Below are 10,313 nucleotides of genomic sequence, written 5' to 3'. Positions count from 1 at the left end.
GTCGACTGGGAATCCGGCGCCGTCCACCTCCTCACCGAACACACCGACTGGCCCACCCTCAACCGCCCCCGCCGCGCCGCCATCTCCTCCTTCGGGTTCGGCGGCACGAACGCGCATGTGATCGTCGAGGAGGCCGAGTCCGTGCCCGCTTCCGGGGACGGCTCCTCGCCCGATGCCGTATCCGGCGAGGCCGCCCGGCGGCCGCTGCCCGCAGTGCCTTGGCTGCTGTCCGGGCGGACCTCGCAGGCGCTGGGTGACCAGGCACGCAAACTGCTCGCTCTGGTCGGGGACGGCGACGGCCCGGCCGAGCTGGACGTGGCGTACTCACTCGCGGCGACACGTGCGCGCTTCGAGCACCGCTCGGTGGTGGTCGGCAGTGACCGGGAGGAGTTGGTGGCGGGTCTGCGGGCGTTGGCCGAGGGCCGGCCCGCGCCCACAGTGGTCACCACCCAGCGCACCAGAGGCAGGACAGCCTTCCTCTTCTCCGGCCAAGGCGCACAACGCCCCGGCATGGGACGCGACCTCTACGCCACCTACCCCGCCTTCGCCACCGCCCTCGACCACATATGCACCCACCTCGACCCCCTCCTCCCCCAACCCCTCAAACCCATCATGTTCGCCCCCCAAGACACCCCCCAAGCAGCACTCCTGAACCAGACCGGCTTCACCCAACCGGCACTCTTCGCCTTCCAGACAGCACTGTTCCGCCTCCTCGAATCCTGGGGCATCACCCCCGACCACCTCACCGGCCACTCCATCGGCGAACTCACCGCCGCCCACGTAGCCGGAATCCTCAACCTCCCCGACGCCGCAACCCTCGTAGCCGCCCGCGCCCAACTCATGCAAGCACTGCCCACCGGCGGCATCATGACCGCCATCCAAGCAACAGAAGAAGAGATCACCACCCAACTCGCCAACCACCACCACCAAGCAAGCATCGCCGCCATCAACGGCCCCACATCCATCGTCCTGTCCGGCGACACCACAACCGTCCAGAACATCACCGCACACTTCACCCGACTCGGCCGCCGCACCCGACAACGAACCGTCTCCCACGCATTCCACTCCCCCCACATGGACACCATGCTGGAAGACTTCCGCACCACCGCCAAAAACATCACCTACCAAACCCCCCACACCCCCATCACCTCCACCCTCACCGGCCACCCCACCACCAACGACGACCTACGCACCCCCGACTACTGGACCAACCAAGTCCGCCAAACCGTCCGCTTCGCCGACGCCATCACCACCCTCCACAACCAAGGCACCACCACCTACCTCGAAATCGGCCCAGACAGCGTCCTCACAGCCCTCACCCACAACATCCTCAGCACACAATCCCCCACACAACCGGACGCCACCACCGCCATACCCGCCATACGCGACACACCCGAACCCCACGCCCTGACACGCGCAGTCGGCACACTCCACACCCGCGGCATCGAAGTCGACTGGGAAACCTTCTATGCCCACACCGGCGCCCACCAGGTCGAGCTCCCCACATACGCCTTCCAACAACAGCGCTACTGGTTGCAGTCGGAGGTTCCGCGGCCCGTCCCGGCGCAGGACGCGCTGTTCCGGGTCCAGTGGGTGGAGGCCGATCCACCCGCGCCGGTGAAGCCGCAGCGCTGGGCGATCCTCGCGCCTGCGGAGTACATGTCCGACGCCCTGCCCGAGGCGCCGAGGTTCACGCACATCGCCGACATCGGCCGGGCGGTTTCCTCCGGGGCGCGGTTCGACGCGGTACTCCTCCCCTTCCTGTTCGGCGACGCCGTCGACGGTCCGCACTACGCCCTCGAACTGGTGCAGGAGTGGCTGGCGGAGCAGCAGCTGGCCGACGTCCGGCTAGTGGTGCTGACCTCCGGAGCCGTGGCGGTCACCGAGGAAGAGGGTGTTCCGGATCTGGGAGCGGCGGCGGCCCTGGGCCTGCTGCGATCGGCCCAGTCCGAAGCACCCGGCCGCATCGTCCTTGTCGACGGCCCGTCGGTGACGGGTTCTGCTCTGTCGGCCGTCGTCGCGTCCGGCGAGACCCAGGTCTCAGTGCGCGAAGGCACCGTGCTGACACCCCGCCTGGTTACCGTGCCCGGCCGGGGATCGGCCGGCCCGGTCTGGGACGGCGCAGGTACGGTCCTGGTCACCGGCGGTACCGGTTGGCTGGGCGGCCTGTTCGCCCGGCACCTGGTGGCCGAGCACGGCGTACGCCATCTGCTCCTGGCCGGCCGCCGCGGGGAACGGGCCGACGGGATGGTCGAGTTGGTGGACGAGCTCACCGGGTTGGGAGCCAAGACCGTCACCGTGGAGTCCTGTGACGTCTCCGAAAAGGAGGCGCTGGCCGGCCTGCTCGCCGGCATACCCGGTGACCGTCCGCTGACCGGGGTGGTCCACACCGCCGGTGCCCTCGACAACGCGCTGCTTGCCGAGCAGAACCCCGAGCGACTGGACAACGCGTTGCGGCCCAAGGCCGACGGAGCCTGGCATCTGCACGAGCTCACCCGGGACCTGGACATCAGCGCCTTCGTCATGTTCTCGTCCGTCGCGGGGATCTTCGGGGCGCCGGGCCAGGCCAACTACGCGGCGGCCAATGCCTTCCTCGACGCGCTCGCCCAGCACCGCGCCGCCCTCGGGCTGCCCGCCACCTCCATCGCCTGGGGTCTGTACAACGGTGGCATCAACGCGGCGCTGACCGAGCGGGATCTGAGCCGCTTCGTACGTGACGGTCTGCTGCCCGTCACCGAAGACGAGGGCCGTGCCCTGTTCGACCGGGCCCTGTCCTCGGGCGTCGCGGCGCTGGTTGCCTCTCCGAGCGCCCCCGCGGGTGACCGCGCCGGTGACGGCCCGGCGCTGCTCAGAGACCTGACCGGTGGTCGGGCCGACCACCGGCGGGTTCCGGACGCCTCCGGAACGGTGAGCCTGGCCGAGCGGCTGGCCGAGCTGCCGGAGGCCCAGCGGGAGCAGCACGTGCTGGCGACCGTCGCCGCCGTCGTCGCGGCGGTTCTGGGGCACTCGAGCCCGGCAGCCATCACGCCGGACCGGCCGTTCCAGGAGCTCGGCTTCGACTCGCTCACCGGCGTGGAGCTGCGCAACAGGCTGGGTGCCGACACCGGTGTCCGATTGCCCGCCACCCTGGTCTTCGACCACCCGAACCCGGCGGCCCTCGCCACGTACTTGTTGGCCGAGGCCGCCCCTCGTGGCGTGGACCCGGCCGGCGCCGTGCACGAGGAACTGGACCGGCTCGAGGTGTCGCTGGCGGCGCTCGGCGACGACAACGAGGCCCGCTCCGCCGTTTCCGCCCGCATGCGCACCCTGCTGGCGGAGGTGACCGGCTCCGAGTCGGCCACGACCACGACGGACGCGGTGACGGACCGGATCGCGTCGGCTTCGGCCGACGAGATCTTCGACTTCATCGACACACAGCTCGGCCGCTCGGCGGGCTGACCATCCCCGCCCCACCGCCCCGCTTCTTGTTCCGTATTGCGTTTCCCGGCGTCTTCCGCCACCGAGGAGAGACTGATTCCGCATGTCCGCAGATATGTCCCATGAGCAGCAGCCCGAGTCCAAAGAGCAGAAGCTGGTCGACTATCTGAAGTGGGTGACCGCCGACCTCCAGAAGGCTCGCGCGCGGATCACCGAGCTGGAGACCGCCGATCAGGAGCCCGTCGCGATCGTGGGCATGGCGTGCCGTTTCCCGGGCGGGGTGTCCTCGCCGGACGATCTGTGGCGGCTTGTCGCGGACGGCAGGGACGCAATCAGCGAATTCCCCTCGGACCGGGGCTGGGACCTGGAGGCGCTCTACAGCCCGGACCCGGGCGAACCCGGCACCTCCTACACGCGTGAGGGCGGGTTCCTCGACGGGGCCGGCCTGTTCGACGCGGGTTTCTTCGGCATCTCGCCCCGTGAGGCGCTGGCGATGGACCCGCAGCAGAGGGTGCTGCTGGAGACGGCGTGGGAGACCTTCGAGAACGCAGGTATCGACCCCACCGCGCTCGCGGGGTCGAATACCGGTGTCTTCGCAGGGGTGGTGGAGCAGAGCTACCTGGGGCTCGAAGGGCCCGAGGAGTTCGAGGGCTACCTCATGACGGGCAAGCTGAGCAGTGTCGCCTCCGGCCGTATCGCCTACGCCTTCGGCCTGGAGGGGCCCGCGCTGTCGGTGGACACGGCCTGCTCGTCGTCTCTGGTGGCACTCCATCTCGCGGTGCAGTCGGTGCGGCGCGGTGAGTGCGCCCTCGCTCTCGCGGGCGGCGCCACTGTCACCGCCACCCCTGGCGGCTTCGTGGACTTCTCCCGCCAGAACGGCCTGGCGCCCGACGGGCGCATCAAGTCCTTCGCCGCGGCGGCTGACGGCACCGCATGGTCGGAGGGTGTCGGCCTGCTCCTGGTCGAGCGCCTGTCCGACGCCCGGCGCAATGGTCACCGGGTCCTGGCGGTGGTGCGGGGCAGCGCGGTCAACCAGGACGGCGCGAGCAACGGTCTGACCGCCCCCAACGGCCCCTCGCAGGAGCGCGTGATCCGTCAGGCGCTGGCCGACGCGGGGCTGACGGTGGCCGATGTGGACGCCGTCGAGGCCCATGGCACGGGAACGCGGCTCGGTGACCCGATCGAGGCCCAGGCTCTTCTGGCGACGTACGGTCAAAGCCGTGAACAGCCACTGCTGCTCGGCTCACTGAAGTCCAACATCGGTCACACTGTCGCCGCCGCCGGAGTCGGCGGAGTCATCAAGATGATCCAGGCCATGCGCCACGGCACGCTCCCCAAGACCCTGCACATCGACGAACCGACCCCCATGGTCGACTGGTCGGCCGGCGCTGTGGAACTGCTCACGGAACCGCGCGCCTGGCCTTCCCGTGCTCGCGGTCCGCGCCGTGCCGCCGTCTCCGCCTTCGGCGTGAGCGGCACCAACGCCCATGTCATCCTCGAGCAGGATGTCGAGACGGTCGAGCGGGAGCAGGAGCGGCAGCTGGAGGAGAGGTCCGTCGAGCCGCCCGTGGTGCCGTGGCTCGTCTCGGCACGGAACGAGGAGGCCCTGCGTGACCAGGCCGAACGACTGCACACGTACGCCACCGGGCATCCGGAGCTGAACGTCGCGGACGTCGGTCGGTCGCTGGCCACCGGCCGAGCGGTGCTGGATCACGGCGCGACTGTCGTGGGATCGCACCGGGAGGAGTTGGTGGCGGGTCTGCGGGCGTTGGCCGAGGGCCGGCCCGCGCCCACAGTGGTCACCACCCAGCGCACCAGAGGCAGGACAGCCTTCCTCTTCTCCGGCCAAGGCGCACAACGCCCCGGCATGGGACGCGACCTCTACGCCACCTACCCCGCCTTCGCCACCGCCCTCGACCACATATGCACCCACCTCGACCCCCTCCTCCCCCAACCCCTCAAACCCATCATGTTCGCCCCCCAAGACACCCCCCAAGCAGCACTCCTGAACCAGACCGGCTTCACCCAACCGGCACTCTTCGCCTTCCAGACAGCACTGTTCCGCCTCCTCGAATCCTGGGGCATCACCCCCGACCACCTCACCGGCCACTCCATCGGCGAACTCACCGCCGCCCACGTAGCCGGAATCCTCAACCTCCCCGACGCCGCAACCCTCGTAGCCGCCCGCGCCCAACTCATGCAAGCACTGCCCACCGGCGGCATCATGACCGCCATCCAAGCAACAGAAGAAGAGATCACCACCCAACTCGCCAACCACCACCACCAAGCAAGCATCGCCGCCATCAACGGCCCCACATCCATCGTCCTGTCCGGCGACACCACAACCGTCCAGAACATCACCGCACACTTCACCCGACTCGGCCGCCGCACCCGACAACTAACCGTCTCCCACGCATTCCACTCCCCCCACATGGACACCATGCTGGAAGACTTCCGCACCACCGCCAAAAACATCACCTACCAAACCCCCCACACCCCCATCACCTCCACCCTCACCGGCCACCCCACCACCAACGACGACCTACGCACCCCCGACTACTGGACCAACCAAGTCCGCCAAACCGTCCGCTTCGCCGACGCCATCACCACCCTCCACAACCAAGGCACCACCACCTACCTCGAAATCGGCCCAGACAGCGTCCTCACAGCCCTCACCCACAACATCCTCAGCACACAATCCCCCACACAACCGGACGCCACCACCGCCATACCCGCCATACGCGACACACCCGAACCCCACGCCCTGACACGCGCAGTCGGCACACTCCACACCCGCGGCATCGAAGTCGACTGGGAAACCTTCTATGCCCACACCGGCGCCCACCAGGTCGAGCTCCCCACATACGCCTTCCAACAACAGCGCTACTGGGTCGAGGCCACCTCGGCGCACAGTGAGACCGCCCAGCGCGGTCCCCGGCAGGGCGAGCACCCACTGCTGGGGACCGCCCTGCTGCTTGGTGACAGTGACGAGGCGGTGTTCAGCAGCCGGTTGTCCTCGCGCGGTCACCCCTGGCTCGCCGAGCACACTGTCGAGGGCTCCGCCGTTCTGCCGAGCGCGGGTCTGGTGGAGCTGGCGATCCACGCGGGCGACGAAGTCGGCTGCACGGTCCTGGACGACCTCACGGTCGACGATCCTCTGGTTCTGCCCGCCGACGGCGCGGTGCACCTCCAGGTCCGGGTCGGCGTGCCCGACACCGCCGGGCAGCGGGTGCTCACCATCCACTCCCGGTCCGACGACGCCGGCGGGTCCTGGGTCCGGCACGCGCACGCGGCGCTGAGCTCAGGCCCGCTCGCGCCGCCCCGGCCGGCCGCTGAACCGTCGGCTCAGTGGCCGCCCGCCGACGCGGCTCCGGTCCCACTGGACGACCCGTACCGGAGGATCGCCGAGGCAGGCGTCGTGTACGGACCGGCGCTCCGGGGACTCACCGGGCTGTGGCGACGCGACGGGGATGTGTTCGCCGAGATACGGCTCACCGACGAACTGGCCCCCCAGGCACCTGATTTCGCCCTGCATCCGGCACTGTTGGACGCCGCTCTGCACCCGCTGTTGCTCGCCGTGGGGTCGGCCTCGCCCCGCTCGGCGGCCCAGTGGCGGGGTGTACGTCTGTACGCCACCGGAGCCACCAGCCTGCGGGCGCACTTCTCACCGGTGGCCGACACCGCGAGCGACACCACGACCGCCGACGGGCCCGAGGCAGGCGACGACACGTTTTCCCTGCGCCTGACCGACCCGGCCGGCCGGCTCGTCGCCGAGGCGACCGTGACCCTTGGGCCCCTCGACGTGACCGGCTTCGCCCTCACGAAGACGCGGCCCCATGACTCGCTTTTCCACATGGACTGGTCTGCCCGCGCCCTTGTGCCGACCACCGGGACCGACCTCCACTGGGCCACACTCGGCGGCACGGAGCCGGAAACGGAGGGGTGGTATCCCAACGTGGCCGCGGTCGCCGCCGCGGTCGCCTCGGGAACGCGGATCGACGCGGTGCGCGTACAGCTGAGGTCCGAATCCGGCGCCGACCCCACACGTTCGATGCGCGAGACCACCGAGCGGGCTCTGACGCTGGTGCAGGAGTGGCTGGCGCAGGAGCACCTGGCCGACGTCCGGCTGGTCGTGCTGACCTCCGGTGCGATGGCGGTGTCCGACGGAGACGACGTCACGGACCTCGGGGCAGCGGCTGCCTGGGGGCTGCTGCGGTCGGCGCAGGCCGAATCCCCCGGGCACATCGTGCTCGTAGACGTACCGTCCGGCACGGACGCGGCAGCGGACAGCGAGGTGAGGGACGAGCTGCTGTCCGGTCTGACCACCCTGGGTGAACCGCAGGCGGCGATACGCAGCGACAGCGCCCTGCTGCCCAGGGTGACCCGAGTGCGGCCCGACCAGCGGGGCACCGCCCCGGCATGGGAGCCCGGCGGGACGGTTCTGATCACTGGGGGCACCGGTTCGCTGGGTGGCTTGTTCGCCCGGCACCTGGTGGCCGAGCACGGCGTACGCCATCTGCTCCTGGTCAGCCGTCGGGGCGAACAGGCCGAAGGCGTGGCCGACTTGCGGCGACAGCTCACCGGGCTGGGGGCCCTGACCGTCACCATCGAGTCCTGTGACGTCTCCGATCGCGCGGAGGTCGCCGGTCTGCTGGCGCGCATTCCGCGGGAGCATCCGCTGACCGGCGTCGTACACACCGCCGGCGTCCTCGACGACGCCCTGATTCCCGCGCAGAGCGCGGAGCGGCTGGACGGTGTACTGCGGCCGAAGGCCGACGCCGCCTGGCATCTGCACGAGTTGACCCGGGATCTGGACCTCGCGGCCTTCGTCATGTTCTCGTCCGTCGCGGCCACGGTCGGGGGGCCCGGCCAGTCCACCTACGCGGCCGCCAATGCCTTCCTCGACGCGCTGGCCCAGCACCGCGCCGCCCTCGGGCTGCCCGCCACGTCCATCGCCTGGGGGCTATGGGCTCAGGCAACCGGGCTGACGGGCGGGCTGACCGAGGCCGATCTCCAGCGCATCGCCCGCAGTGGCTTCCGCCCGGTCGGTACGGAGCAGGGGCCTGCCCTGTTCGACCTGGCCCTACGACTCGGCCGCCCGGACGCGGTCGCCACTCCGCTCGACCTGGTGGTGCTGCGCGGCCAGGCCCAAGCGCCTATGGTGCTCCGCTCGTTGGTCCGTGTCCCGGTCCGCGGTACGGCCCGGGCCGGGGCCGACGAGGGCACCGTGCTGGCCGGCCGGCTGGCCGGGCTTGCCCAGGCGCAACAGCACGAGGCGGTGTTGGAGGTCCTGCTCGACGAGATGGCCGGTGTTCTGGGCCACACCGCGAGCGAGCACATCGACCGGGAGCGGCACTTCCCGCAGCTTGGGTTCGACTCGCTGACCTCGGTGGAGTTGCGCAATCGGCTTGTCGCCGTCACCGGCCGGCCGTTGCCCGCCACCCTGGTCTTCGACCACCCGACTCCGGATGCGCTGGCCGCGTATCTGCGCGCGGAGGTCCTCGCTCATCACGCCGCGTCCCAGGCCGCCGACGTACCGGGCACGGCCACGGGCACCGTCGACTACACGGCGGACATCCGGCTGGCCGCGGACATCCGGCCCGCGGACGAGGTCGTACGCACGGCCGAGGATCCCAGGGAGATCCTGCTGACGGGCGCGAGCGGCTTCCTCGGCGCGTTCCTGCTGCGTGATCTGATGCGCACCACGACGGGCCGGATCCACTGCCTGGTGCGCGGTGCGGATGAGGAAGCCGCGTTCGGTCGGCTGCGCACCAGCCTGGAGTGGTACGGCGTGTGGCAGGAGGTGGACCCCGACCGGCTCTCGGTGCTGGTCGGCGACCTCGCGGAGGAACAACTCGGCCTCGACCCCGAGGTCTTCGACGGCCTCGCACGCTCGGTCGACGTCGTCTACCACGCGGGCGCGACCGTCCACTGGCTGCACCCGTACTCCGCGCTGCGGGCGGCCAATGTCGGCGGCACCGAGGAGGTACTGCGGCTGGCGGCGCACCACCGCACGGTCCCCGTCCACTACGTCTCGACGGTCGGCGTCTTTGACGGCCCGGTCACCGAGGGCGTACCGCTCAAGGTGTCCGACCCGACCGGCCCCGCGGAGGCGCTGCCCAGCGGATACCTGCAGAGCAAGTGGGTCGCCGAACAGCTCGTCGGTCTGGCCCGGGACCGTGGTCTGCCCGTGTCCGTCTACCGGGTCGACGTGATCTCCGGTGATCAGCGGAACGGCGCGTGCCAGACCCGCGACTTCGTGTGGCTCGCCTTGAAGGGGCTGCTTCAGGCCGGCGCCGTACCTGCTGGTGCCGGTGGCCGCTTCCACCTGCTGCCGGTCGACTACGTCAGCGCGGCGATCCTCGGGATCTCTGCCAAACCCGAGACATCCGGAGGCACCTTCCATCTGTTCAACCGGAGCGCGCTGAGCCTTGAGCAGTGCGCGAACCGGCTGCGCTCACTGGGCTATCGCCTGCGCGAGACGGACTGGCAGCAGTGGAGCGCGGCGGTACGGGCCGACCGTGGCAACGCGCTTTTGCCGCTGCTTCACGCGTTCGAGATGATGACGTCCGACACGGACGGTTTCTATCCGCCCATCGACACGACCGAGACGGAAGCCGCGCTGGAAGGCACCGGGATCAGTTGTCCGCCGCTGACCGATGAACTCTTCGCCAAGTACGTGGAGTTCTTCGTCCGGAAAGACCACTTCCCGGCTCCCCCGCGCTGACCGGGCGGGCGGCCGGTCAGCACTGAGAGGCCAGTGCCCGAAAGGGGCGGGGGGGGGGGGGGGGGGGGGGGGGGGGGCGGGGCCGGCGGGGCGCCCCCCCCCCCCCCCCCGCCGGGGGGGGGGGCGGGGGGCGCGGGGGGGGGCGGGGGGCCCCCCCCCCGCCCCCCGC

At 70.5% G+C, this 10,313-nt stretch carries 2 protein-coding genes; both read left to right on the top strand.

The annotated features are described in order from the left end of the window. Positions 1-3,438 (top strand): SDR family NAD(P)-dependent oxidoreductase (locus tag ACFYWY_RS37725; RefSeq protein WP_389195891.1); only part of this gene is annotated, 3,438 nt, incomplete at its 5' end. An 82-nt stretch (positions 3,439-3,520) separates the two neighbouring features. Further along, positions 3,521-10,144 carry a type I polyketide synthase gene (locus ACFYWY_RS37720; RefSeq protein WP_389195887.1) on the top strand — a complete coding sequence of 2,208 codons (6,624 nt, stop codon included), beginning with the start codon at positions 3,521-3,523 and terminating at the stop codon, positions 10,142-10,144. Positions 10,145-10,313: the final 169 nt, after the last annotated feature.

It is taken from the genome of Streptomyces sp. NPDC002870, assembly GCF_042888505.1.
In the GTDB taxonomy this organism is placed as follows: Bacteria; Actinomycetota; Actinomycetes; order Streptomycetales; family Streptomycetaceae; genus Streptomyces.
Note: the sequence above shows the minus strand (reverse complement) of the source record. Positions and strands in the feature narration are given on the sequence as shown.